This window comes from Bacillus sp. KH172YL63, from assembly GCF_011398925.1.
Classification (GTDB): Bacteria; Bacillota; Bacilli; order Bacillales; family Bacillaceae_B; genus Rossellomorea.
This window is the reverse complement of record NZ_AP022842.1, coordinates 2,363,281-2,386,999: the sequence shown is the minus strand read 5'-3', so window position 1 is coordinate 2,386,999 and position 23,719 is coordinate 2,363,281. Positions and strand designations below refer to the sequence as shown.

22 protein-coding genes are annotated in these 23,719 nt (G+C 45.5%); 17 read left to right on the top strand and 5 right to left on the bottom strand.

Annotated elements, in window-relative coordinates; translation table 11 throughout:
• Positions 1 to 370 precede the first annotated feature (370 nt).
• Positions 371 to 1,972, bottom strand: coding sequence for an ABC-F family ATP-binding cassette domain-containing protein (locus tag KH172YL63_RS12110; RefSeq protein ID WP_173106341.1), 1,602 nt, complete (start codon positions 1,970 to 1,972; stop codon positions 371 to 373).
• 235 nt (positions 1,973 to 2,207) lie between these two features.
• Between KH172YL63_RS12110 and KH172YL63_RS12105 the strand changes: the two genes are divergently transcribed.
• From KH172YL63_RS12105 to KH172YL63_RS12095, 3 genes are all read left to right on the top strand, one after another.
• On the top strand, positions 2,208 to 2,489 hold the full coding sequence (locus KH172YL63_RS12105; RefSeq protein ID WP_232066009.1) for a YkvA family protein: 282 nt from the start codon (positions 2,208 to 2,210) through the stop codon (positions 2,487 to 2,489).
• Positions 2,490 to 2,704: 215 nt separating this feature from the next.
• The gene (locus KH172YL63_RS12100) at positions 2,705 to 3,124 is read left to right on the top strand and encodes a DUF4395 domain-containing protein (RefSeq protein WP_269475146.1); all 420 of its coding nucleotides are present in this window, start codon (positions 2,705 to 2,707) and stop codon (positions 3,122 to 3,124) included.
• Positions 3,125 to 3,533: 409 nt separating this feature from the next.
• Positions 3,534 to 5,471 carry an endonuclease MutS2 gene (locus tag KH172YL63_RS12095; RefSeq protein WP_173106340.1) on the top strand — a complete coding sequence of 646 codons (1,938 nt, stop codon included), beginning with the start codon at positions 3,534 to 3,536 and terminating at the stop codon, positions 5,469 to 5,471.
• A gap of 87 nt (positions 5,472 to 5,558) precedes the next feature.
• On the opposite strand, the gene KH172YL63_RS12090 is transcribed toward KH172YL63_RS12095, so the two are convergent.
• Complete coding sequence (locus KH172YL63_RS12090) at positions 5,559 to 6,284, bottom strand: ZIP family metal transporter (protein WP_173106339.1); 726 nt, start codon at positions 6,282 to 6,284, stop codon at positions 5,559 to 5,561.
• Between the two features lie 133 nt (positions 6,285 to 6,417).
• Here KH172YL63_RS12090 and KH172YL63_RS12085 point away from each other — a divergent pair, with 133 nt between their 5' ends.
• The 11 genes from KH172YL63_RS12085 to KH172YL63_RS12035 all read left to right on the top strand — a co-directional run bounded on the left by KH172YL63_RS12085 (position 6,418) and on the right by KH172YL63_RS12035 (position 18,942).
• Positions 6,418 to 6,930, top strand: coding sequence for a YhcN/YlaJ family sporulation lipoprotein (locus KH172YL63_RS12085; protein WP_173106338.1), 513 nt, complete (start codon positions 6,418 to 6,420; stop codon positions 6,928 to 6,930).
• A gap of 310 nt (positions 6,931 to 7,240) precedes the next feature.
• Entirely contained in the window at positions 7,241 to 8,869 is a 1,629-nt protein-coding gene (gene abc-f, locus KH172YL63_RS12080; RefSeq protein WP_173106337.1) for a ribosomal protection-like ABC-F family protein, read from the top strand.
• A gap of 176 nt (positions 8,870 to 9,045) precedes the next feature.
• Entirely contained in the window at positions 9,046 to 10,137 is a 1,092-nt protein-coding gene (locus KH172YL63_RS12075; RefSeq protein ID WP_173108156.1) for a sugar ABC transporter substrate-binding protein, read from the top strand.
• A 77-nt stretch (positions 10,138 to 10,214) separates the two neighbouring features.
• On the top strand, positions 10,215 to 11,735 hold the full coding sequence (locus KH172YL63_RS12070; RefSeq protein ID WP_173106336.1) for a sugar ABC transporter ATP-binding protein: 1,521 nt from the start codon (positions 10,215 to 10,217) through the stop codon (positions 11,733 to 11,735).
• Between the two features lie 14 nt (positions 11,736 to 11,749).
• On the top strand, positions 11,750 to 12,922 hold the full coding sequence (locus KH172YL63_RS12065) for a sugar ABC transporter permease (protein ID WP_173106335.1): 1,173 nt from the start codon (positions 11,750 to 11,752) through the stop codon (positions 12,920 to 12,922).
• Positions 12,923 to 13,083: 161 nt separating this feature from the next.
• On the top strand, positions 13,084 to 14,064 hold the full coding sequence (locus KH172YL63_RS12060) for a sugar ABC transporter substrate-binding protein (protein ID WP_173106334.1): 981 nt from the start codon (positions 13,084 to 13,086) through the stop codon (positions 14,062 to 14,064).
• The gene (locus tag KH172YL63_RS12055; RefSeq protein ID WP_173106333.1) at positions 14,061 to 15,521 is read left to right on the top strand and encodes a sensor histidine kinase; all 1,461 of its coding nucleotides are present in this window, start codon (positions 14,061 to 14,063) and stop codon (positions 15,519 to 15,521) included. Before KH172YL63_RS12060 ends, KH172YL63_RS12055 begins: the two co-directional genes overlap by 4 nt.
• Positions 15,496 to 17,019, top strand: a complete 1,524-nt coding sequence (locus KH172YL63_RS12050; RefSeq protein WP_173106332.1) for a response regulator — start codon at positions 15,496 to 15,498, stop codon at positions 17,017 to 17,019. Before KH172YL63_RS12055 ends, KH172YL63_RS12050 begins: the two co-directional genes overlap by 26 nt.
• A gap of 15 nt (positions 17,020 to 17,034) precedes the next feature.
• The gene (locus KH172YL63_RS12045; protein ID WP_173106331.1) at positions 17,035 to 18,087 is read left to right on the top strand and encodes a sugar ABC transporter substrate-binding protein; all 1,053 of its coding nucleotides are present in this window, start codon (positions 17,035 to 17,037) and stop codon (positions 18,085 to 18,087) included.
• Between the two features lie 163 nt (positions 18,088 to 18,250).
• A complete protein-coding gene (locus KH172YL63_RS12040) occupies positions 18,251 to 18,700 on the top strand; it encodes a hypothetical protein (RefSeq protein ID WP_173106330.1) in 450 nt (149 codons plus the stop codon).
• A gap of 62 nt (positions 18,701 to 18,762) precedes the next feature.
• A complete protein-coding gene (locus KH172YL63_RS12035; RefSeq protein WP_173106329.1) occupies positions 18,763 to 18,942 on the top strand; it encodes a hypothetical protein in 180 nt (59 codons plus the stop codon).
• A 467-nt stretch (positions 18,943 to 19,409) separates the two neighbouring features.
• Here the strand turns inward: KH172YL63_RS12035 and KH172YL63_RS12030 are convergent, their stop codons facing one another.
• Complete coding sequence (locus KH172YL63_RS12030; protein ID WP_173106328.1) at positions 19,410 to 19,601, bottom strand: hypothetical protein; 192 nt, start codon at positions 19,599 to 19,601, stop codon at positions 19,410 to 19,412.
• A 216-nt stretch (positions 19,602 to 19,817) separates the two neighbouring features.
• Here KH172YL63_RS12030 and KH172YL63_RS12025 point away from each other — a divergent pair, with 216 nt between their 5' ends.
• The 3 genes from KH172YL63_RS12025 to KH172YL63_RS12015 are packed head-to-tail and all read left to right on the top strand — an operon-like array spanning position 19,818 to position 22,321.
• Positions 19,818 to 20,246 (top strand): DUF6526 family protein, encoded by a 429-nt coding sequence (locus KH172YL63_RS12025; RefSeq protein ID WP_173106327.1) that lies wholly within the window; start codon positions 19,818 to 19,820, stop codon positions 20,244 to 20,246.
• A gap of 60 nt (positions 20,247 to 20,306) precedes the next feature.
• Entirely contained in the window at positions 20,307 to 21,233 is a 927-nt protein-coding gene (locus KH172YL63_RS12020) for an ABC transporter ATP-binding protein (protein ID WP_173106326.1), read from the top strand.
• On the top strand, positions 21,230 to 22,321 hold the full coding sequence (locus tag KH172YL63_RS12015) for an ABC transporter permease (RefSeq protein WP_173106325.1): 1,092 nt from the start codon (positions 21,230 to 21,232) through the stop codon (positions 22,319 to 22,321). Before KH172YL63_RS12020 ends, KH172YL63_RS12015 begins: the two co-directional genes overlap by 4 nt.
• 44 nt (positions 22,322 to 22,365) lie before the next feature.
• Here KH172YL63_RS12015 and KH172YL63_RS12010 read toward each other — a convergent pair whose 3' ends face one another.
• Positions 22,366 to 22,983 (bottom strand): sterol desaturase family protein, encoded by a 618-nt coding sequence (locus KH172YL63_RS12010; protein ID WP_173106324.1) that lies wholly within the window; start codon positions 22,981 to 22,983, stop codon positions 22,366 to 22,368.
• Positions 22,980 to 23,675 (bottom strand): GntR family transcriptional regulator, encoded by a 696-nt coding sequence (locus tag KH172YL63_RS12005; RefSeq protein ID WP_173106323.1) that lies wholly within the window; start codon positions 23,673 to 23,675, stop codon positions 22,980 to 22,982. The genes KH172YL63_RS12010 and KH172YL63_RS12005 overlap by 4 nt, the downstream gene beginning before the upstream one ends.
• Positions 23,676 to 23,719 lie beyond the last annotated feature (44 nt).

Below are 23,719 nucleotides of genomic sequence, written 5' to 3'. Positions count from 1 at the left end.
TGTGAGCATCTTTGGTAATTTGAGATTGTGGAATAAAAAAATTGAAATAGCAATTGATCAAGGGTAATGTATTGGAATTACGTTGATCATTACTATTCAAAAGATGAATAAGCAGTTAATACAGTGAATATTGGTTTTTACCTTCGATGGTTGATTGGAGCGGAAGATGCTCGACTCCTGCGGGAACTGATGGACAGGTGAGACCCCGCAGGACGAAGTCCGAGGAGGCTCACCGCCATCCCCGCGGAAAGCGAGCATCTGGAGCGGAAATCAACCGCATCTCGCTTGTATAAAGCAACAATGTTTACGAAAACTGCCATAACAAAAAAGCAGATGCCCACGGGCGTCTGCTTTTTTGACTGATATTCCATTAAGCTTTAGTGGCAGCTTTCATTTCCAGGAATTCATCATAAGAAGTTTCTTTATCGATAATACCATCTTCAGTGATTTCGATGATACGATTGGCAACCGTCTGGATGAACTGGTGGTCATGGGATGCAAAGATCATCGCGCCTTTGAAGCTGATCAGACCATTATTTACCGCGGTGATGGATTCAAGATCCAAGTGGTTCGTAGGTTCGTCCAGAAGAAGGACGTTTGAACCGCTCAGCATCATTTTGGATAACATACAACGGACTTTTTCTCCACCGGAAAGGACACTTGGCTTCTTCAATACTTCTTCCCCTGAGAACAACATACGTCCAAGGAAGCCGCGAAGGAACGTTTCACTTTCGTCTTCAGGTGAATATTGACGTAACCAGTCTACAAGGGTAGGTTCGTTGCCTTCAAAGTATTTAGAGTTGTCATTCGGGAAATACGCCTGACTTGTCGTCACGCCCCATTTATAAGAACCGCTGTCAGGTTCCATTTCACCAGCAAGGATTTTGAATAAAGTTGTTTTGGCGATTTCATTTGCACCGACCAACGCAATCTTATCTTCTTTATTCATGATGAAGCTTACATCGTTCAATACTTTGACGCCGTCGATTGTTTTCGTCAGGCCTTCAACACGGAGGACATCGTTTCCGATTTCACGCTCCGGCTTGAATTGAACATATGGATAACGGCGGGAGCTTGGTTTGATATCGTCCAATGAGATCTTTTCCAACGACTTTTTACGGGATGTCGCTTGTTTGGATTTAGATGCGTTTGCACTGAATCTGGCAACGAAGGCCTGAAGCTCTTTGATTTTCTCTTCTTTTTTCTTGTTCTGGTCTTGCGCCATTTTCAGTGCAAGTTGACTGGACTCATACCAGAAATCATAGTTACCGACATAGACCTGGATTTTACCAAAGTCAAGGTCAGCGATATGTGTACATACCTTATTCAAGAAGTGACGGTCATGGGATACAACAATGACCGTATTTTCAAAGTTGATCAAGAAGTCTTCCAACCATTGGATCGCATGGATATCAAGGTGGTTGGTAGGCTCATCCAGTAAGAGGACATCCGGTTTGCCGAATAGTGCCTGTGCAAGAAGGACCTTCACTTTTTCTCCACCGGTCAATTCTGACATCTGCTTGCTGTGAAGATCTTCGTTGATGCCAAGTCCTTTAAGGAGGATGGCAGCTTCCGATTCCGCTTCCCAACCGTTAAGTTCAGCGAATTCACCTTCTAATTCAGCGGCTCTCATGCCGTCTTCATCTGAGAAGTCTTCTTTCATGTAGATGGCATCTTTCTCCTGCATGACTTCATATAAACGGGAATGCCCCATAATGACGACTTTAAGTACTTCATGTTCTTCATATTCGAAGTGGTTTTGTTTTAAGACAGCTAAACGCTCTCCAGAACCCATTGAAACATGTCCTGTCTGCGCCTCGATTTCTCCGGAAAGAATTTTAAGGAATGTAGATTTACCGGCACCATTTGCCCCGATAAGACCGTAGCAATTCCCTGGGTTGAATTTTATATTTACGTCTTCGAATAGTTTTCTATCACCAAAACGTAGACTTACATCTGAAACTTGAATCATGTGTGAATTACCTCCTAATACTCAATCTAACAGATTATAACACGCGACTGCGTGAAAAAGATAGAGGATAGGCAGGAACTGTGCGAAATTTACCGGGTGTTTACGGAAACAGACGAAATCTGATGTGGGGCTGTGTTAGTCAATGTTAAAGGTCTATTTTTTTCCTATCATAAGAAAGAAATGGTGACTCGGTCCTTCATCATGGTATGATATGATGGATGAAAAAGGCGTTGAAATGAATATGATGAAATTCATCAAAAGAGTAAAGTTTCTGTTGAATATCCGCCGTTCTGTTCCATTTCTCGTGGAATTCTTCCGTTCCCGGGATGTAGTGCTGTGGAAGAAACTGTTATCGATCGGATTGGTGGTTTTTTATTTTTGGCTTCCGTTGGATGTGATTCCTGATGTGCTGGTTTTGGTGGGGATTGTGGACGACCTGGCTGTGTTTGGATTGATGGTACAGCTGATCGTGAAGATGGCTCCCCTTGAAATGAAGGAGAGGTACAGACTCACTTAGTGAAAATGAACCACATCTGTCCCTTACATGACGTATGTTTATGGGCGCTGCCAATCCTGAAGGGCATCATGCAGCATTGGTGAAAACCCTATAATGAAGAAAACCGGTATCCTCCAAAAAATGGGCGGCTCATACCGGTTTTTTCTTTTGATTTTATTAAAATTTTCCGTTACACTATAAATACACTAATTCCAATCAGAAAGGTATGAATTAAAGTGAATCCCAATTCAATACCCAAACCGTTAGTCCAGGTCAATCAGTGGTTCATAGTATTAACAGTGGCTGCTTCATGGTTTTCCAATATAGAAGCAATACTATTTCTCCCATTTCTTGCAGGGGTGTCTGCTCTGATATTTAAGTTCAACCCGGTCATGAAGGTGTCTAAACCTTTCTTGAAAAAGGACCTATCAGCGTATCCGCCAGAAGACGCGGATCAGCAGCAATTCAACAACATCATCGCAGTCATCTGTTTAGGCGCTGCCCTCATGAGTGCTTTTGCAGGGTGGGCCACTGGATTCTTCCTTTTCTCCGGCATGGTATTCCTTGCAGCATCCATTGCACTTGCAGGATTCTGCATCGGGTGCTTTATCCGCTTTCAATGGAAAAGGTTCCAGTACAAAAGATCTTTGCAGTAGCCTGTTGACAATGAATGGTACCCGTCGTACACTGAAATAGAATATTAAACTCGTATACAAAAGGGAGTATGTTATATGTTAGGTGTCGTTCTTAACTAACCGTAAATGAATACGGACATTGTGCAACCAATCGCCTTTCGCGGCTATTGGATCAGCTTATTTAGCTGTGTCTGTACAGTGTAGTTAAGAACAATGATCATAGCATACTCACTTCCTTAATCCGGAGAGCTGTGTCTTTGTGCACAGCTCTTTTTTTGTGCGCAAAATCCAAGTTCATTCCCCACTGTTCATAAATATCAGGGGGGAACGATCAAGACGTGCAGCCCGGTGGGAGTCGTATACATGTGATAGAAGGCCGTAATGGACATTGTTCATTGCGGCCTATTTTTATTTATTAGGAGGAGAAAAAATGAACGATAAAACGTTTCAGGTATTGGAGTTTCACTTGGTTAAGGAAGCATTGAGTCATTTTGCCCTTACAGAGGAGGGGAAGAAAGAGTTGTGGAAGCTGACTCCTTCAACGAATAAGCGGCAAATCGACATGCGCCTTGATGAGGTGACAGAAGCCGTAAGAATTCTCGAAAAAAGCAGCTCTGTCCCGATACATGCGCTAGACGGTGTCCACACGATGATGGGGAATCTGACAAAAGGTGTACCCCTCCGTCCGGATCAACTGATGAACCTGTATTATTTTCTGGATGCATGCAAGAAATTAAAAAGGTATATGGATGATAAACAATGGCTGGCGCCCAGGGTCTCATCCTATGTACACAGCATTGAAGACCTTCCCGACCTGATGGATGAAATCAACAGGTGCATCAGAAACGGCCGGGTGGATGATGATGCAAGCAAAGAGCTGTTGCGGATCAGGAAGCAATTGACGATACAGGAAGAACGACTGAAAGACAAAATCCAGTCAATCGTAAAGTCTGCGAAATATAAATCATTCCTGCAGGAATCGATTGTGAGCCAACGGAACGGCCGCTATGTGCTGCCGATCAAAAAAGAGTTTAGGGGGAAGCTGAAGGGTTCCGTCCTGGATACATCCGCATCCGGTTCCACCCTGTATATAGAGCCGGAGGAGCTTGCTAACCAACAGGACCAGATGCTGATTTATAAAGTGGAAGAAGAGCGAGAAATAGAGAATATCCTTTGGGCGCTGACAGGGATGGTGCAGTCTTATGAACCGCAACTAAGGCTCGCCGTCGAAACGATGGTTCACTACGATGTCTTGTTTGCCAAGGCGAAACTCAGCCGTTCCTATGATGGGGTGAGTGCCATCGTCAATGAAGACCACAGGATCAAGTTGAAGAATGCAGTCCATCCTTTGCTCGGAAAGGGGGCAGTCCCATTATCCGTGGAGATCGGGGAAGACTACCATGCCCTTGTCATAACCGGACCGAATACAGGGGGTAAAACGGTTACCATTAAAACGGTCGGCCTTCTGACCATCATGACACAGTGCGGACTCCACATTCCTGCAGAAGCCGGCAGTGAAATCAGCATCTTTCAGCAGATTTTATTAGACATAGGGGATGGTCAAAGTCTTCAGCAAAACTTAAGCACATTCAGCTCCCATATCAAGAACATTGTTGAAATCCTAAAAGAAACAAATGACCGTACACTCGTGTTATTGGATGAACTGGGTTCCGGGACTGATCCTTTGGAAGGTATGGGACTAGCTACTGCAATCCTTGATCAGTTATTTGAGAAGGGGGCTACCATCCTCGCCACGACCCATTATAGTGAAATCAAATATTTCGCGGAAGAGCACGATGGTTTCACCAATGGCAGCATGGAATTCGATCTCGAGACGCTGCAGCCAACTTACCGTCTCATCATTGGCAAAGGCGGGGAGAGCCAGGCATTTTCGATTGCCTTGAAGCTCGGGATGCATCCCGAGATCATCGAACATGCACACGAAATCACCTATAAAGAAAAGAAAACCTATCGTGTTCAACCAATCGATGATCATGTTATGAAAGAAATGGAGAAGCAGGTGATCGTGAACAAATATAAGAAGAGGAATCATGGGAAATCCCAGATGAACAGAGCAATGGATTCCGCGAAGCTTTTTGAGATGGGGGATAATGTGAAAGTTTCACCAGAAGGGGAGTTTGGCATCATATTCGAAGGGCCAAATGACCGTGGCGATTATGTTGTGCAAGTGAAAGGGGAGAAGAAGACAGTGAATCATAAACGATTGAATCTTTATGTTTCAGCGAAAGAGCTTTATCCGGACGGGTATGATTTTGATATCATCTTTAAGAGCAAAGCGTACAGAAAGAAAGATAAAGTGATGGGTAAACGCTTTGTTGAAGGCATGACCATCGACCACGAAGAATAAAGAAAGGGTATGAAGGCGTCACACATTAATCCGGACGAACATCCGTGTTTTTAAAGAGAATACGGGTGTGTCCGGATTTAAATGTGCTTATAACGTGCTGAAAACAAACGACAGGATGATGCCTAATGAAGAAAGGAATCCCACCACTGGACCGCCTTCTTCAAAGGCTTCCGGCATCATGGTAGACGAAACCATGGCAAGCAATCCTCCCGCACCAAAGGCACCGATAATGTATGAAGTGCTTTCAGGTGCCCCTTCTAATAGGGTGTATCCAAGTAACGCGCTGAGTGAAGACAAGATGACGACGCTTCCCCACAAAAAAAGGATTTTCTTCGTGCTGTATTGATCCATCTTTAGGCCGATGCTGCTCGATAACGCTTCCGGTAGATTGCTGATAAAAATAGCGGTGATGAACATCCATCCCATGGATTCACTTTCAAGGAAGCTGACGCCGATAATGATCGATTCAGGGATCGCATCCATCAATGTTCCGAAATAAATCGCTAAACCTGAATGGCCATGGGGATTTTGCTTTGACCTTTTCCGTTCGCTGCCACCTTTTTTTGAAATGACAATCTCAAATACAGTGAAGATGAGTGCACCAAGCAAAAACATTGAAATCAAAAGAAGCAGATTTGCTTTTCCTTCTGCTTCACCCAACAAATCAAATGTGCTCGAACCAATGATCAATCCTGTACCAAGTGCCATAATATATGCAACTGCACGCTTTGGGATATGAAGAAATATCCCCATGAATGCTCCAATCAGGAGAGATAGACTTGTGATTCCTCCCCATAAAGCTGCCTGAAACATCATTCCACCTCCAAACATATTCTGCCCTTCAAGTTTTCCCTTTATTTCTCATGGATGAAACACACATCATAGGCTGAATATTTTTTGAAAAGCAGGGGAAAGTAAGGATGATTTTAATCCAGGAGGTATGTCTATGAAAAAGTTTATATTGATTTCAGTGACAGGGTTGATGGTCATGATCAGCGCTGCAGGTTGCGGCACAAGCAATACGACTGAAGAAGGGCAGCAATTGAATAATCAGAATCTCGAAAAAGTGAACTACAACAATAACCAGGCAAACAGGGATTACGTCAATAACGGAATGGTGGATGGAGCGTATTCCCTTGCCAAACGGGAGGCAAAAGCGGTAGCCGAGCTTAATGAAGTGAAAAGTGCTTATGTCATGACGACGAATCAACATGCCTATGTTGCAGCGAACCTTGAAGATCGCATGAACGGGAAAGTAACAAAGTCACTCGAGAAAAAAATATCAGATCAGGTGAAAAGTCAAAATGGAAGCATCCGCAAAGTGTATGTCTCCACGAACCCAGATTTTGTCGATCGGATGAGGGATTATGCAGATAAAGCCGAAAACGGAAAACCGATAGCAGGATTCGGAGAAGAAATGGCAGAAATGGTGAAGCGGATTTTTCCAAGCGAAGGGTAAATCATCATAAGAAGGAAGCCGGACATGGTGTCGGCTTTTTTCTTTTGCCAGGGAGTCTGCATTTGTGGTAAGGTGAATTTACTGAATATGACAGGAGTGATGGGTGGACAATGAAGAACTAATCTTATTTTCGAGATGTTTGAAATTCCATATTTCAAATGAACCTAAATAGGATTAGTCTGCCCATTTTTAATAACGTGTTAGCTATTGAATGCAAGATAGCTTTCTTTGTGTACGTTGCCGGCTGATCCTTCCAACATCATTGGGAGGATTTTTTTATTCTCCCTTTTAAAAGAGAGGGGAAGATGTTTTGCGAGAAATCATGAAGTTATTGAACGTAAGCTATGAAGTGATGGACGAGAAGATATTGGATGAGGTGAGTGGAAGCATCCAGGAAGGGGATGTCATTGGTTTAATCGGCATGAATGGAGCAGGGAAGTCGACGCTTCTCCAATTAATTGCCGGTAACAGGATTCCGACGGAGGGACAGATTCAGTGGTTTCTGAATGATGCAAAGAAGATCCTTGTGGAGCAGGAAACCGAAAACCATCCGTCTGAAGGAATGACCCCTTCGCAAGTAAAGTTACTGGATAAATGGCAGGTGCCTCAACACGAATTCCGGCTGTTAAGCGGAGGAGAAAAACTAAAGGCGAGACTCGCAAAAGGTTTTTCGGAGAAAGCAGATCTGCTCCTCCTTGATGAGCCGACCAATCATCTGGATGAACAGAGTCTCGAGCTTCTGGCGAGGTTGATCAAAGAATATAGGGGAACAATCCTCCTCGTATCCCATGACCGATATTTTCTGGATGAAGCAGTGTCGAAGATCTGGTCCATTGAAGGGAAGAAGCTGGTTGAGCATAAAGGCAATTATTCAAGTTATACCAAAGTGCGAAAGGAGCGAAGGTTGACGCAACAGCGGGAGCTTGAAAAACAAGAGAAAATGGCAGAGAGGATCGAGAAGCAGATGAAGGAGCTCTCTGCCTGGTCAGACAAAGCCCATGCTCAGTCGACAAAACAGGAAGGCTACAAAGAATATTACCGCGTCAAAGCAAAACGCATGGACAGCCAAATCAAATCGAAGCAAAAGCGCCTGGAAAAGGAACTGGAGAAAACAAAAGTGACCAAGGTCGAGGAGGATCCAACCGTAACATTCTCCCTCCCAGCCACCCATAAGACAGGCAAACGGTTCCTCGAAGTAAAGAATCTAAAGAAAAGCTTCGAGGGACGGACCTTGTTCGAAAATGTTCAATTTACCATACAACATGGAGAGAAGGTTGCGATCACAGGACCGAATGGCAGCGGTAAGACGACACTTCTTAAGGTACTGTTGGGAATGGAAGCCGCCGAAGGGGAGGTATGGATGTCACCTTCCGCACATATCGGATACCTGACACAGGAAGTCTTCGATCTTCCCCTCAATGAAACGCCTGGGGATCTATTTTACAGTGAAACCTTTGCGAAAAGAGGAAAAGTCCAGACACTGATGAAGCACCTTGGATTCCAGGCTTCCCATTGGCATTCGCCTATCGGGAACTTGAGCATGGGGGAACGGGTGAAAATTAAGCTAATGAAAGACATACTCGGGGAAAAAGACGTGTTGATCCTTGATGAACCGACGAACCACCTGGATCTTCCTTCAAGGGAACAGTTTGAAGAAACGCTTTCCGCATACAACGGAACGCTTATTATCGTTTCACACGACCGCTACTTTCTTGAGAGAACGTCTGAGATGAAGCTTGTGATCGAAAATCGGACGGTCAGGAAACAACTCGAAGAACCGGCATCCGAACGGAATGATCATGAAGATCGGCGGATGAAGCTCGAGACGGAGAGACAGGAAGTGCTTGGGCGGTTGAGTTTCATGCTTCCGGGTGACGAAGGGTACGAAGCGCTGGATAAAAGGTTTATCGAATTAACAAAACAAATCAATGAATTGTAGTAAAAAAGGACGTTCCGGCTCGAAACGGAACGTCCTTTTTTTCATGCACCACACCAAAAAAGTACAGACGATACCAAAAGAGTGCTAGTGAAAGCGATTACAATCACTTTCAATCCTTCATATAATTAAACTTGAGCTTGATCACAAAGGGGGAATAAGAAGTGAAGAAGGTTTCAATGTTCATGATTCTCATTTTATTTATTGGCTTGCTTGCAGCATGCGGCAGCGACAGTACGGGTGGAAAAAAGGGTGTCAGTGTAGGAATTGTATTGCCTACTAAGGATGAGCCAAGGTGGGTGCAGGATGAAAAACGCTTCAAAGATGCACTGAAGGATTCAGAGTATACAACTGAAATTCTATTCAGCCAAGGATCTTCTGCCAAGGAAAAAGAAAATGTAGAAACATTAATCAACAAAGGGATCGATGTGCTCATCATCACACCGCAGGATGGGGATGCAGCATCAGCTGCAGTCGAATCAGCAAAGAAGGAAGGCATTACGGTCATTTCTTATGATCGCTTGCTCACGAATACAGATGCAGTTGATTATTACGTCACATTTGACAGCGTTGCCGTTGGGGAAGCCCAGGGACAATACTTGATCGATCACGCTGAAGGAAAGGATGTACCACTTTATCTTTATGCAGGTGCAGCTTCTGATAACAATGCGTTCTTGTTCTTTGAGGGAGCCTGGAACGTCCTTCAACCAAAAATAGCGGATGGAACGTTTAAAATCGCCAATTCAAGCGAAGCAGAATCCTTGAAAGAGAAAGCTGAGCTAAGCCGTGACGAGATGAGTAAAATTCTTGGTCAGGTGACAACGAACTGGGATCCAAACGAAGCAAAAAACAAAGCACAAACACATTTGACAGCCGCAGGTGCAGACATGAAGGGTGATGTGGCCGTGCTTGCACCGAATGACGGAACAGCCCGTTCCATCGCCGATGTATTTGCTTCCGACAAGGCAGTTACAAGCTTCGTCGTGACAGGTCAGGATGCGGAGAAAGCGTCTGTTCAATATGTGATCGATGGCAAGCAGTCCATGACAGTCTTCAAGGATGTCCGTACGCTCGTAACCGATGCAATGGGTATTGCCGTTGACGTACTGGATGGTAAAACGCCTGAAACGACAGGATCTTATGACAACGGAGAGAAAGAAGTGGAAGCGAAACAAACGGAAGTCATCGTGGTTGATGGCGACAACGTGAAAGCGGAGCTGATCGACTCAGGATATTACGAAGCGAAAGAATTTACAGGTTTAAAAGAATAACAGGTAGCGGAATGGTGGCCGGAGTGTCCGCCGCCATTCCGTATTGTCATTGCTTTTGTTAAAGGGGGTTAACTGTAATGAATAAGTATTTGCTGGAAATGAATGATATCTCCAAGGAATTTACCGGTGTGAAAGCATTGAGTGATGTGAATTTCAAAGTGGAAGAAGGAGAGATTCATTGTTTGATAGGTGAAAACGGGGCCGGGAAGTCTACGTTAATGAAGGTGCTGAGCGGCGTATATCCTTATGGGACGTACACGGGAGACATCGTGTTCGACGCGTCCGTTCAGCAATTTAACAAAATCAGTGACAGTGTCAACGCAGGGATTGCCATCATCTATCAGGAGCTGGCGCTCTTTCCTGATCTGACAGTATATGAAAATATATTTGCAGGAAACGAAGTGAAGGCAGGCGGATTCATCGATTGGAACCGGACCATTGTGGAAGCGCAGAAGCTTCTGAAGAAGGTGAAGCTCGATGTGAATCCGGACACGCTCGTGCGGGACCTCAGCGTAGGGAAGAGGCAGCTCGTTGAGATTGCGAAAGCGTTAAGCAAAGACGTGAAATTATTGATTCTCGATGAACCGACTGCCGCACTGAATGAAGACGATAGTGAAAATCTCCTTGAATTGTTAAAAGATCTGAAAAAGCAGGGCATCACCTGTATCATGATTTCACACAAGCTGAAGGAAGTTATTCATATCGCTGACAAGGCGACCGTCCTCCGGGATGGATTGACCATTTGCACCCTGGATGCATCAAAAGGTGAAGTGTCAGAAGGAGTCATTATCAAGAACATGGTGGGCAGGGATATTGAAGATATCTATCCGAAACGGCCGAATAAATTCCACGGCGAAACTATTCTGGAACTGCAAAACTGGTCTGCATATGATCCTCAGCTTGGCAGAGAGGTGGTCAAGGACGTAAATCTCCACGTGAAGAGAGGAGAGATTGTCGGAATTGCCGGGTTGATGGGTTCAGGAAGAACAGAGCTTGCACTGAGTATTTTCGGCAATGCGAAATCCTATAAGCTTGAAGGCAGTCTTGTCTGGGATAACAGTCTTACCACGCTGAAACATACGAAGGATGCCATTAAAGCGGGAATCGCGTATGTCACAGAGGACAGGAAAGATGACGGCCTTTTCCTCCTTCAGGATATAAAAAGCAATATATCAGCTGCCAACTTAGGCGGAATCTCTACCAAAGGAATCATCAATGATAATGAGGAGATCAAAGTGGCGGAACGCTATCACTCCTCTCTTCATATAAAAGCATCTTCCCTTGAACAGCTCGTCGGGAATTTGAGCGGGGGAAATCAGCAGAAAGTATCGATCGGTAAATGGCTCTTTGTCGGACCGAAGCTTCTCATCCTTGACGAGCCGACACGTGGAATCGATGTCGGGGCAAAGTTTGAGATCTATACGGTGATGAATGAGCTGATCGAACAGGGTCTAAGCATCATCATGATCTCCTCTGAGCTCGGGGAGGTACTTGGGATGAGTGACCGTGTGTACGTCATGGCCCAGGGAGAAATCAAAGGGGAACTGCCTGTGGAAGACGCCAACCAGGAAAAAATAATGGAGCTTGCAACGCAATAAGGGGGTAAAGACATATGAATATTTTTCAGGAAGCGAGAATGCTGATTCGCGATAATATCCGTGATTACGGCATGTATATTGCACTATTTGTTATCATACTGACATTTACTTTTATGACAGACGGTTTATTCATTACGTCAAGAAACATTAGCAATCTATTGGATTCTGCAGGTTATATCGCAGTGCTTGCTGTCGGCATGACCCTTGTCATCGTCATCAGGCATATTGATCTGTCTGTCGGTTATGCTGCGGGTTTCCTCGGTGCCATTGCCGCAATTCTGCTCACACAGGCCGGACTTTCAACCTGGCTGACGATTCCGATCATCCTTGTTATCGGTGCGATCGTCGGATTGTTCAACGGCCTGCTCGTGGCTCAGATCGGGATCCCATCATTCGTTGCAACGTTGGCAGGAATGCTGATTTTCCGGGGAGCGCTTTTGCAGGTAACGGAAAAGACGGGGACAATCATCATCCAGGATGATCATTTCAATGCCATCGGCAACGGGTTCATCCCTTCCATCATGGAAGTGAACGGACTGCATCTTCTATCCCTTCTCGTGGGGCTAATTGGCATCATTCTTTATATTTACAGTGAATTTTCCACACGACGGAACAAGATCAAATATGATTTTGAAGTCATCTCTCTGCCGATCTTTGCTTTGAAGCTCGTATTCGTTTCAGCCATCATCGGCTATGTGACATGGATCCTTGCTGGATACCATGGTTTCTCATGGACGGTCATCATCATCCTAATCGTCGTCATCCTGTACCACTTCCTGACATCCCGGACGGTTCTCGGCCGCCATATTTATGCGGTTGGAAGCAACCCGGAAGCGGCTCATCTGAGCGGAATCAATGTCAAGAAAATCACGTATATCGTCTTCGGTTCGATGGGGATGCTTGCCGCACTTTCAGGGATATTATTCACCTCCCGTCTTCAATCGGCCACGACCACTGCCGGTACATTATTTGAGCTTGATGCGATTGCTGCCGCCTACGTCGGTGGGGTATCATCGGCCGGCGGTGTCGGAAAAGTGACAGGTGCCATCATCGGTGCCATCGTCATGGCATCATTGACGAGTGGAATGAACCTGCTTGGTGTAGGGATCTCTTATCAATATATGATCCGGGGAGGCGTGCTTGCGGGTGCGGTCATCTTTGATGTGATGACTCGGAAGAAAAGATAATAGGATAGAGCCGGATTCCTAAGGAGTCTGGCTTTGTTGTATTTCAGCCGGGAAGGCCGTCTCCCTTTTGTTCAGAAAAAATAGTTGGCAGCATCACTCCGGGTATGAACCCTGTGCTATGATAAAAGTAGGAGTTTTCACTGTCGGGAGGGAACGGTAGGGTGCGTAAAATACGTTTGATAGGGCTTTTGATAGCCATGCTCATATTGTGTCATTTAACATTTTTATCAGCGAAAAGAGTGTTGGAAGCAGACGTCCACCTCCCCGCGGTGAAATGGACGGCAAGTGAAGACCGGCACAGGATCGTGCTGATAACCCAGGATACACAGACGCCGTTTTGGGACAAGGTGGCCAAAGGGGCGAAACAGCAGGCGGAAGAGGAAGGGGTGAACCTTGAGGTATGGGGGAGCTTCGGCAGAAATCAGGAGGAATTCCTGAAAAATATCGAAGTCGCCATTCATGCAAAGGTCGACGGGATCCTGATACAGGGTCTTGATACACCTGAATTCAAGGAGCTGACAAAGGTGAAGGCTTCTTTTAACGGGATACCGGTGATCACGGTCGCCAATGATGTGCCGATGGAGGAAAGTCTGCGCCGTACATATATAGGATCAGATCAGTATGAAGCAGGGAAGCTGATCGCAGAGGAAATCGTCCACAAGATGAACGGAAAGGGCCGGATTGTCCTGATGATGGACCGTGAACCAGAGTACTATCAGGAGGAACGTGTGAGAGGCATCAGGGACGTGATGAAGGGGCATGCCGGCATAGAGCTTGTGGTCGGGGAAACCGGATGGGAGCGTGACCAGATCATCACCGCAACGAGGGACGTGATGAATCATTATCCAGACATCACCGGTTTCATCTCCGTCAATGCTGGGAATCTGGGGGCAATGATCGACGAAATAAGTAAGCGCTCACAAGAAGAGGCGTACTACATCTATTCATTTGATGATGGACCTGAGTCCATGACGCTGCTGTCTCAAGGGTTGATCGACGGTGTCGTCCAGCAGGAGCCGGAGAAGATGGGGCAGTGGAGCGTCAGGCTGATGGAAGAGTGGCTGAACGGAGAGACCGTCCCCCTTCATGAAAATGGGTATATGACGGGATTGAAAATCATGAGAGTGGAGAAGGACCAATGACGATCATCCAGAAAAAGATCCTTACCTTGACATCGCTGGTCATGATCATCATGTCAGCGATATGGCTTGCGCTTACCTATTATAATTACCGGACTCACGAACAGTATAATGAGATTCTGAATCGCTACCTTGATATGAATGAAGCATCCAGGACGAGTCAGCAGGTTGTGACCGACTTGAATAATTATATGGTGGACACCAATCATGATACGCTTCAAAAACTGGAAAATAGCAAGGAACAGCTGATAGAGGCGAAAACAGGAATCTATTCTTTAAGGAATGTGGACAATGACTTTACGTTGACCAACTATCTTCATTTGATTGACAGCCTCGTGGAAACGACGGACCGCTTCATACTTTTTCAGAAAGAGCGGGATGCTGAAGCCTCGGCGCAAGAGTTTGCCGAAGCGAACCGGATCTCGAGCTATATTTCTGAAATGACATTGAACCTCATCGATAAAGAATTGACGACGTATAACGGGATGTACAGGGGAATCATGGAACAATCGGCGGAAGTCATCAAGCTTGGCATCTGGGTTCTCCTTCTCATCACGTGCATCCTCCTCGTGGGCTCTTATTGGTTCTCACTGGGTATCACTCGCCCGGTCTTTCAGCTGACGAAGGCGGCAAATGAATTGTCCAAGGGGAATTTCAGCCGGCAGGTGAGGGTCGAAGGAAGCGGTGAAATTGCCTTCTTAGCCAAAACTTTCGACCGGATGCGGATCAACATTAATAATCTTATTCTGGAAATGAAACAGAAGGCAACATTGGAGAGGGAACTGCAGGAAAGCAAGCTTCTGTTGCAGGAAAGTCAGTTTCGCAGCCTTCAAAGTCAGATCAATCCCCATTTTCTATTTAATACACTGAACACACTCTCAAAGAAAGCATATCTGGAAGGGTCGGAAGAAACGAGCGATCTTCTTGTAAGCGTGGCAGGCATTCTTCGATATAACCTGAAACGCCAGAACCGTTCCGTTACTTTACGGGATGAAATACTGGTGCTCGAGCAATACATTCATATACAGAAAGCACGTTTTACCGACCGTCTTCAGCTCCATACGGATATTGATGAGACTTGCCTCGATGCAAGGATACCGGCATTGACACTGCAGCCAATCATTGAAAATGCCGTCATCCATGCAGTCGAACCGAAAGAGGATGGAGGGACGATTCTGTTTCGGGTATATGAAGAAGATTCGTACATCTGTATTGAAATCCAGGATGATGGAGCCGGAATGCCCCAGGAAAAAATTCGGGAAATCCTCCATGAAGAAGTATCCCGGGAAGGACATTCCACTGGGATCGGGTTCAGCAATGTAGTGAAAAGGCTTCAATTATTTTATGGATATGAAGATGTACTCCGGATTCAAAGTAAAGTAGGAGAAGGGACCAATATTATGTTGAGGATCACAAGGGAAGGAGCGGAAAGATATGATCAAGCTTCTAATAGTGGATGATGAACAACTGGAAAGGGATGGGGTGAAGGCGATCCTTGAAAGGAATTTTCCCGACCTCATCCTCTACCAGGCAAAGAATGGGAATATGGCTGTAGATTTGGCGAGGGAGCATGCCCCGGAGTTGATCCTGATGGATATCAAAATGCCGGGTATGGATGGACTTCAAACAATGGAACAGATTCAAAGAGAGCAAAGGGATACTCAGTTCATCATGGTGACAGCCTACGATACATTCGATTACATGAAAGCCGCGATCAAGCTTGGGGCACGAGACTATATATTAAAGCCGAGCAAGGCTTCCGAAATCGTCCAGACAATCGGAAGGGTGATTGAAGATATTGAAAAAGAGCGTGAGCAGTTGGAGAAAGAACTCCGGCTAAAAGATAAATGGCAGAAAGCTCAGATGCTGATGGAGACCGATGTGGTTACGCAATTATTGTTCGATCACGTACATGAGGTTCATGTCGATATGCTGATGGACATGATGGACTTCCGTGCTTCACATCACATGTTCGTCATGGTGATCTCCATCCCTGAAGCAGGTGAGAACCATTACTCATCCATCAGGCAGAGAGTCATGAAGGATGGATGGACTGGGGCACTGTACGGAAGGCAGCTTCCGATCATTGTATTCAGGAAACCGGGTGTCACCTATCGAAGCCAGGCAACCACCCTTGCAAGGGAGCTGCTCTCGATCGGTATGGGGAGCGGGCAGGCATGGACCATCGGAATCGGTAAAGTGTACGACTCTATGGACATGGTGCGTCAATCTTACGAGGAAGCGCTGCTGGCTACTGCCGAAGCCGGTTTGGGACATACATACACATTCTTTGATCACCACTCGAACGCTTCTGGTAAACGGCATGAAGAAATGATGGACCGAAAAGACATAATGGAAAAAATCAGAACCGGAAAATGGGACGAGGTCCTTTCCCAGATGAAAGCGGCATTCACACTGATGGAGAAAGAACGGACGCCGGCATACATCCAGCAGCGGACACAAGAGGTGCTCTGGAGGATATCCTGGACGTTGAGTGAATGCGGGGTGGAGACAGAGGCGCCCCTATTCTACATACAGCCCGGTGATACGCGGAGGCTTTGGCTGGAAACGGAACGGCTCTTTACCCGGATGAAGGAAGCCTATATTAATCGATTCACACATGTCGAGAGCGATACGTTCCATCTTATCAAGCAATTCATCAAAGAGCATTCCCATGAAGACATCTCATTGGAATCCCTCGCTCAAAAAGTAAATTTAAGCCCTATTTACATCAGTAAAATGTTTAAAGAAAAACAAGGGATCAATTACATCGATTTCCTGACTGAGTGCCGGATGGAGAAGGCGAAGGTTTTGATGACGGATATGGAGAAAAGCATCAAGGAAATCACCTTTGAAGTCGGCTATCATGACCCGAATTACTTCAGCAAGGTCTTTAAGAAAGTCACACTCCTTTCTCCGAAAGAGTATCGAAAGAATTTACTTGGATCACATGCATAAAGGGGAATAGACGCCATGTTTCATTGGAAGAAAAGGATATACGCAACCCTCGTATTGGTCATGATTCTGATTCTCTTCTCCTGTGAGAAAAAGAATCCAGTCGAGCAGATACAAAGGGAAGAAATGAAAGCTTCTTTAGAGGTCGTAAAGATTGGATTCTCGATGGATACACTCGAGGAGGAGCGGTGGGTGAGGGACCGGGACCTTTTTAAACAAGCCGTTGAAGAGATGGGTGCAGAAGTGGAAATTATGGAAGCGAGGGGGAACGACGCGCTCCAGGTCATGCAGGCAGAAACATTGATCAGTCAGGGGATCGATGTGCTCGTCATTGTACCTTACAATGCGGAAGCAGCAGCGGCGATTGTCCAGAAAGCCCACCGTGAAGGGGTCAAAGTGGTTTCCTATGACCGTCTCGTCCGAAATGCCGATATCGACCTGTACGTATCTTTTGATAACGAACGGGTTGGGGAACTTCAGGCCAAGGCGATCAAGGACCTTGTCCCTCAAGGGAAATATGTTTATATCGGCGGGGCGGATACCGATTATAATGCGCATTTGATGAAAAAAGGTGTGTTCAGCGTGTTGAATGCAGCAATCGATCAAGGGGATGTCCAAATCGTATACGATGAGTGGACAGAAAACTGGCTCCCGGAAAATGCCTACGTCAACATGAAGGAAGCGTTGCAGGCGAATGAACTTGAAATTGATGCCGTTATTGCAGCGAACGATGCAACTGCAGGCATGGCGCTGAAAGCATTGAAGGAAGCGGGTCTTGAAGGGAAAATCCCCATCGCAGGTCAAGACGCAGAGCTTGCCGCTGCCCGCCGGATCGTACATGGTACCCAGACCATGACCGTATACAAACCAATCAACACCCTTGCCCGGGAAGCGGCCTCTCTCGCCATCGCCCTTGCAAAAAACGAATACATCGACACGGATAAGAAAATCAACAATGGCAAAATCGAGGTGCCTTCAGTCCTGCTCGAACCCATATCTGTAGACAGATCAAATATTGATGAAACGATCATCGCCGATGGATTCCACTTAAGGGAAGACGTATACGAGTAAAAAGGGATCCCTACATTATTACAATATTAATATTTTGATAAGGTTAAGCGCGAAAAAAGAAGCTTTTCCTATGAGAAATATGGAAAACAAAAATATGGGGAAGATTCATTCCCATCATGTATCCGCTATACTCAATATAAAAGAATGATGGGGAGATGGGGATATGTTTAAAAGAATCGCGTTGATGATGCTGACAGGATCAGTCCTATTCACAGGATGTTCCCAGGAAGATGAGGGTAATCATTACACATTGAAGGAAGCGACTGAAAACGGGGATACGATTGTGGATGAGGAAGGGAATGTCACGAACCTGAATAAACTACTGACATTTGTGGATATGGTAGGAAACAAAAATGAGGTTGAAGTGACGGTTTCCAACTTTTATAACAATCAAATCAGTATCAATGAATTGAAATATGACGGCAACCAGGTGAACTATATGGTGACATCAGAAACAGGGGAAGAAACAAACAGTGCAACTTGTGACGGGGTGGAAGAAAAAAGTGGTTTCATTTCGCTGCAGGGCTGTGATGGTGAAAGTGCCGCCATCGGGTTGGTGCAGGTATCGGAGTATGAGATTAACAAGGTGAGGGCTTCAATGAAAAACCAATGAGCCCTGTCACGAGATCAGCTTGTGTGGTAGGCTGACAGTTGGTGGGAAGGAGGGAAGGAATAATGAAAAAATCATTCAGTATCAGCGTCATTCTAATACTATTGTTGGTGAACTTTGGGTATCAGCCTGAGACTTACGCAGGGTATATGACAAAGCAGTTGATGTACGGTGCAGTGATTGTCTTCTCTCTCTTCTTCGTAATCAAAAGGGCTTTACGTTATAAAAATGCCCTCAAGGAATAAAAGCCGGGAAAAGAAAATCCATAACCAAGGGAGAGAGGGTTTCGTTTCTGCTTCCCTTCACCCCGCAGTTGGATGACCTTGGTGCAGGTGCATATGATCAGGAAGGAAATAAGCTGTATTTCTTTGGATATCCTGAAAACACAAATGTTTTCAGAGATGAAGATCTGAAGTGGCATGCAGTAGATTAAGAATTGGTGGGGGATATAGCAAGTAGGTTTGAGAAAATACATTTTTGTTTTCATTTGGAATAAAGTTCAAACGGTCTCCCGTTGTTGATTGGAATGCAAGGCCAAGGATCCTACAGGAGAAGCGGGCTAGGTGAGACCCCAAATTCCGCGGAAAGCGAAGCCTTCTGCGGAATTCACCAGGGCCCCTACAGGTAATTTGGATAATGTTAGCAGGGAATGGTGGGTCTTTGGAGTGAGGTGCTTTTATTTATGTCCCGGCATTATTCCTAAATAATCGTTTTATCGTCCACCCGTCCAGAACTTCAGATGATTGGATTGCCCCCTGCAGTGCGCTTCAAACCCTTCATTTTTGTATGTGTCGTAGCAGTCTCCTTTCAGGTAGCCTTGACCAAAAATGGTCTCTTTGATACTTCCTACAATGACAACCCCACACATAAATGAAAAAGGAATCAGGACGAATAACCAAACCATGTGAAACACCTCCAGTCATAAAATATGAAGTAGACACCGATTAGATTGTTTCTATCTTTAATAATATCACCAACAAATGGGAAAATATAGAATAATAAAAAAACACCTGTCTTTATGAATTCTATATGTCCTAGGGGAATATGATATTAAGTTGCAGAAAGCCCAATAATATCTATTTCTAGTATATAATGAATACATCAACCATTGGAGGCCTATATGAATCAACAAAATTATGAAAACCACAGAAAGTTGGATCCTGTCTATCATGTTGGAATCGGTCTGTCGGCACTCATTACTCTTATTCTGACTGTCGTATTCTTTGTGAAGAATGTTGGGGATGAGACGTTAATCAGTTTCATTGTACTGTTTCTCGTCTTCACGGTCATCATGATCGGGGTAAAGGTGCGGACATATGCACTTCAGGTGCAGGACCGGGTCATCAGGACAGAGGAACAATTCCGTTATTACAGGTTGACAGGTAAAGAGCTCGATTCACGGCTTGAATTGAAGCAAATCATTGCGCTGCGATTCGCACCGGATGAAGAATTTCCTGCACTGGTTGAAAGAGCTGTGTCAGAGTCACTAAGTCCGAACGACATTAAGCTTGCAGTGCAGAACTGGCGTGGGGATCATCATCGCGTATAAGCAGCAGAAGACGACCGCTCTTTTATGGGCGGTCACATTTCTTTTTAAAGGAGGAAGACTATGCCAAATGAAGTCATGGTGGATGTAAAGAATCTTGTGAAATCCTACGGCCGATTTACAGCAGTGAATGGCGTCCGTTTTCAGGTGGAGAAAGGGGAAATCTTCGGGCTGCTCGGGCCTAACGGTGCAGGTAAAACGACCACGATCGAAATGCTTGTCGGACTTAGAAAGCCTGATGAAGGAACGGCGAGTCTGGCCGGGTTTGACGTGCGGACTCAAGTGAATCAGGTGAAAGAGGTGATCGGGGTCCAGCTTCAATCCACTTCCTTGTTTGAATTATTGAAGGTGGATGAAATCCTCAGGCTGTACGCCAGCTTTTATCCGAGTCATGTGGATATAGACGGGCTGGTTGAGGACATGCTTCTCACCGAAAAGAAGAAAGACCGGGTGAAAGGATTGTCAGGCGGACAAAAGCAGCGATTGGCGATTGCCCTTGCACTGATTCATGATCCGGATATCGTATTCCTCGATGAGCCGACGACAGGGCTTGACCCTCAGGCGAGGCGGACCCTTTGGGACATTGTATTGAGATTGAAGGAAAGGGGGAAAACCGTCATACTGTCCACCCACTATATGGATGAAGCCCATGTGCTTTGTGATCGGATCGGGATTATGGATCAAGGTGAACTGATCGCACTTGATACGCCTATGAATCTCGTCAAGACCCTTCAGTCGACGAGTACGATTGAATTCCATCTTTCAGATCCACCGGAGCAATCGTGGTTTCTGGGATTGGACGGGGTAGAGGAAGCTTCGATCAAGGATAGGTTTGTCCAGTTATATACAAATAACGTTCAGCAGACACTTACTTCCCTGATCCAGTCAGCGACAGAGGGGAACATGACCATACAGGATCTCGTGACCCGGCAAGCTACGTTGGAAGACGTATTCATTTCCATGACAGGAAGGAGGCTCCGTGAATCATGAGAGCTTATTGGCAGCTGACATTGGCACAACTACGGATTTTTGGACGGAACAAGCAGGTCCTGTTTTTCACATTACTTTTCCCGGTCATCTTGATGGTGGCACTGGGTTCATTTGCCGGCGGAGGAAATTCCCTTTCGCTCACAGTGGGGATTGTCGACAATGATCAGTCAGACGCTTCAAAGGAAATCACGGAATTATTCCTAGAGCATGAAGGAATCGAAGCGGCTACATACAGTAAAGTTTCAGCCGGGAAAGATGCAGTTGGAAATGGAGACATCCAGCTCTTGATTGACATCCCTAAAGGATATGAAAAGAACGTGAACGATGAAAATGCCGCATTTTCCCTGCCAGTTTATTTCAATGAGAAAAATTTGGCCTCTTCAGAACTTGGATTGACGGTCGTGAATGGGATCATTGATCAATACAGCAAAGACCTCGCCGGTTATAAGCCCCTCGTCACGATCGAAAAGATAGGGATCGACGCGTTGAACCTGCGCTATGTGGATTTCCTTGTACCAGGCATCGTTGCCATGATGATCATGAGCAACAATATGAACGGGGTGGCGGGACAAATTTCCGCCTGGAGAGAAAGGGGCATATTGCGGAGGATGCAGGGGACGCGCCTGAAGGCTTCAACCTTCATCGCGGCCCAGATATCGGCCAGGCTGGTATTGAATGGCACACAGGCACTGCTCGTCGTACTCATCGCCGACCTTATTTTTGATATCAATGTAGCAGGCTCATGGCTTGCGATGATATTCTTTATCGTCCTTGGCACGCTTGCATTCATGGCTCTCGGATTCATCATTGCAGGACTCGCGAAGAACCCGGAAAGTGCAGGGCCGATTGCCGGATTCGTCACGTTTCCGATGCTATTCCTTGGGGGCGTATTTTTCCCCATCAACAATATGCCGGAACTCCTCCAGCCTGTTGTGAAAATCCTTCCCATCGCTCATCTGAGTTCAGCGCTCAGGGAAACGATGAACCTTGGCACACCATTTATGGAACTGGGTATGGAAACCTTTATTTTAAGTGCCTGGCTTGTTGTCGGTTTCACACTTGCCAGCTATGTGTTTAAGTGGGAATAATAAGAAAGTCCAGCCTGACAGGGTTTGCCAGGCTGGACTCTTTATCATGCTCTTTTCTCTAAATCCTTTGCAGTCTGGCTCGTTTCCACCTCTTTTTCGTCTTTCAGGGTCCCGAACAAAACGTCGATGAAAGGCGTGGAAACACCGTACCAATAATTTTCATTTTTGTAATGATGCAGGATATGCGTTTTTTTCAGCCATTTGCCGAATCTTGTTTTCGGTTTGAAAGGCCGGTGAGCGACATAGTGCTTCCATTCATACACAAAGAACATAAACAGGATGCCCGTGGTAAAGGCGAGAGTTGCGGTAATGGACCCGGTCACAAAATAAAATATCAAGCAGAGCAGAAACAGGTTGGGGGCGCTATACCAGATGGGAAGAAACAACAGCTTCAAGTCGTTAGGTTCTTTATGATGATCATAGTGTAAGCGTTTGATTAATTTCAGTAGAAAAGGATTCTTTGGTGATTTGATGTGAAAGAGGAATCGGTGGGTAAGGTACTCGCTGAACATATAGGTTACAATTCCTATCAGAAAAAACAGCACACTGAATAATGTGAGCTCCATTGAGATTAGGAACCCAAGAACAACAAGAAATATCCCCACCATGACCAAAATATCGAAGTGAAGGAAGAAATCCCGGTACAAACGATTTTCTTTCATTCGTCACTGCCTCCATTCATTTTCTTTTTCCAAAGTTCCAGACTTTTTTCCATCATGTCCTGGACCGTGTGTTCAGCCTTTTTAATATCACCATCCAACAGTCTCTTAAGCAGAATATCGTAATATTCACGGGATGCTGCCCGGTGTTTCGGGTCCTGAAAGTATTTTTCAGCCATTCTTAAATAGATGTCCTTGAAGCTGTTCAGGATGAGGAAGTAGATGGGGTTGTTTGAAAGCATGGCCACCTCCTGCTGAATACGCCAATCAAACTCTGCATACCATTGTGGAGTATCTAACCCTTCCTCAATCGGAATGAATAAAGAGATGATCTTTAATCTGTTATGTTCCATCGCATCCTTGAAGTATGCCGGGGTAAGTGAAATCCGCAGCTCAAGCATATGAACGATGAATTCGTCAGGAATCTCATCTTCATGTTGAAGGATGGTGACGATGGTCATTAAATTTCCCTGTTTCCAGTAGTCATTCACGGTTGCAGGCATTCCTTTCCTGCTTGTAATCCATCCATCGCTTTCAAGTCGATGCAGGGCTTCACGGATCGTCGGCCTTCCCACTTTATAGCGGGCGGCCATTTCCCTTTCCGCCTGAAGGGAGTCTCCGGATTTCAGTTCCCCCTGTAAGATGGAACGGGAAATGTCCCGGGCTATGATGTCGGATGAACGTTCTTTCAACAATCAACACCTCCAAATTGGTATTACCAATAATGATTATGGTATTA

What these genes read in the sequence shown, in the direction of transcription:
- KH172YL63_RS12110 (WP_173106341.1), bottom strand. Translation starts at nt 1,972, where the DNA reads ATGATTCAAGTTTCAGATGTAAGTCTACGTTTTGGTGATAGAAAACTA.
- KH172YL63_RS12105 (WP_232066009.1), top strand. Translation starts at nt 2,208, where the DNA reads ATGAATATGATGAAATTCATCAAAAGAGTAAAGTTTCTGTTGAATATC.
- KH172YL63_RS12095 (WP_173106340.1), top strand. Translation starts at nt 3,534, where the DNA reads ATGAACGATAAAACGTTTCAGGTATTGGAGTTTCACTTGGTTAAGGAA.
- KH172YL63_RS12090 (WP_173106339.1), bottom strand. Translation starts at nt 6,284, where the DNA reads ATGTTTCAGGCAGCTTTATGGGGAGGAATCACAAGTCTATCTCTCCTG.
- KH172YL63_RS12085 (WP_173106338.1), top strand. Translation starts at nt 6,418, where the DNA reads ATGAAAAAGTTTATATTGATTTCAGTGACAGGGTTGATGGTCATGATC.
- KH172YL63_RS12075 (WP_173108156.1), top strand. Translation starts at nt 9,046, where the DNA reads ATGTTCATGATTCTCATTTTATTTATTGGCTTGCTTGCAGCATGCGGC.
- KH172YL63_RS12070 (WP_173106336.1), top strand. Translation starts at nt 10,215, where the DNA reads ATGAATAAGTATTTGCTGGAAATGAATGATATCTCCAAGGAATTTACC.
- KH172YL63_RS12065 (WP_173106335.1), top strand. Translation starts at nt 11,750, where the DNA reads ATGAATATTTTTCAGGAAGCGAGAATGCTGATTCGCGATAATATCCGT.
- KH172YL63_RS12055 (WP_173106333.1), top strand. Translation starts at nt 14,061, where the DNA reads ATGACGATCATCCAGAAAAAGATCCTTACCTTGACATCGCTGGTCATG.
- KH172YL63_RS12050 (WP_173106332.1), top strand. Translation starts at nt 15,496, where the DNA reads ATGATCAAGCTTCTAATAGTGGATGATGAACAACTGGAAAGGGATGGG.
- KH172YL63_RS12045 (WP_173106331.1), top strand. Translation starts at nt 17,035, where the DNA reads ATGTTTCATTGGAAGAAAAGGATATACGCAACCCTCGTATTGGTCATG.
- KH172YL63_RS12040 (WP_173106330.1), top strand. Translation starts at nt 18,251, where the DNA reads ATGTTTAAAAGAATCGCGTTGATGATGCTGACAGGATCAGTCCTATTC.
- KH172YL63_RS12035 (WP_173106329.1), top strand. Translation starts at nt 18,763, where the DNA reads ATGAAAAAATCATTCAGTATCAGCGTCATTCTAATACTATTGTTGGTG.
- KH172YL63_RS12030 (WP_173106328.1), bottom strand. Translation starts at nt 19,601, where the DNA reads ATGGTTTGGTTATTCGTCCTGATTCCTTTTTCATTTATGTGTGGGGTT.
- KH172YL63_RS12025 (WP_173106327.1), top strand. Translation starts at nt 19,818, where the DNA reads ATGAATCAACAAAATTATGAAAACCACAGAAAGTTGGATCCTGTCTAT.
- KH172YL63_RS12020 (WP_173106326.1), top strand. Translation starts at nt 20,307, where the DNA reads ATGCCAAATGAAGTCATGGTGGATGTAAAGAATCTTGTGAAATCCTAC.
- KH172YL63_RS12015 (WP_173106325.1), top strand. Translation starts at nt 21,230, where the DNA reads ATGAGAGCTTATTGGCAGCTGACATTGGCACAACTACGGATTTTTGGA.
- KH172YL63_RS12010 (WP_173106324.1), bottom strand. Translation starts at nt 22,983, where the DNA reads ATGAAAGAAAATCGTTTGTACCGGGATTTCTTCCTTCACTTCGATATT.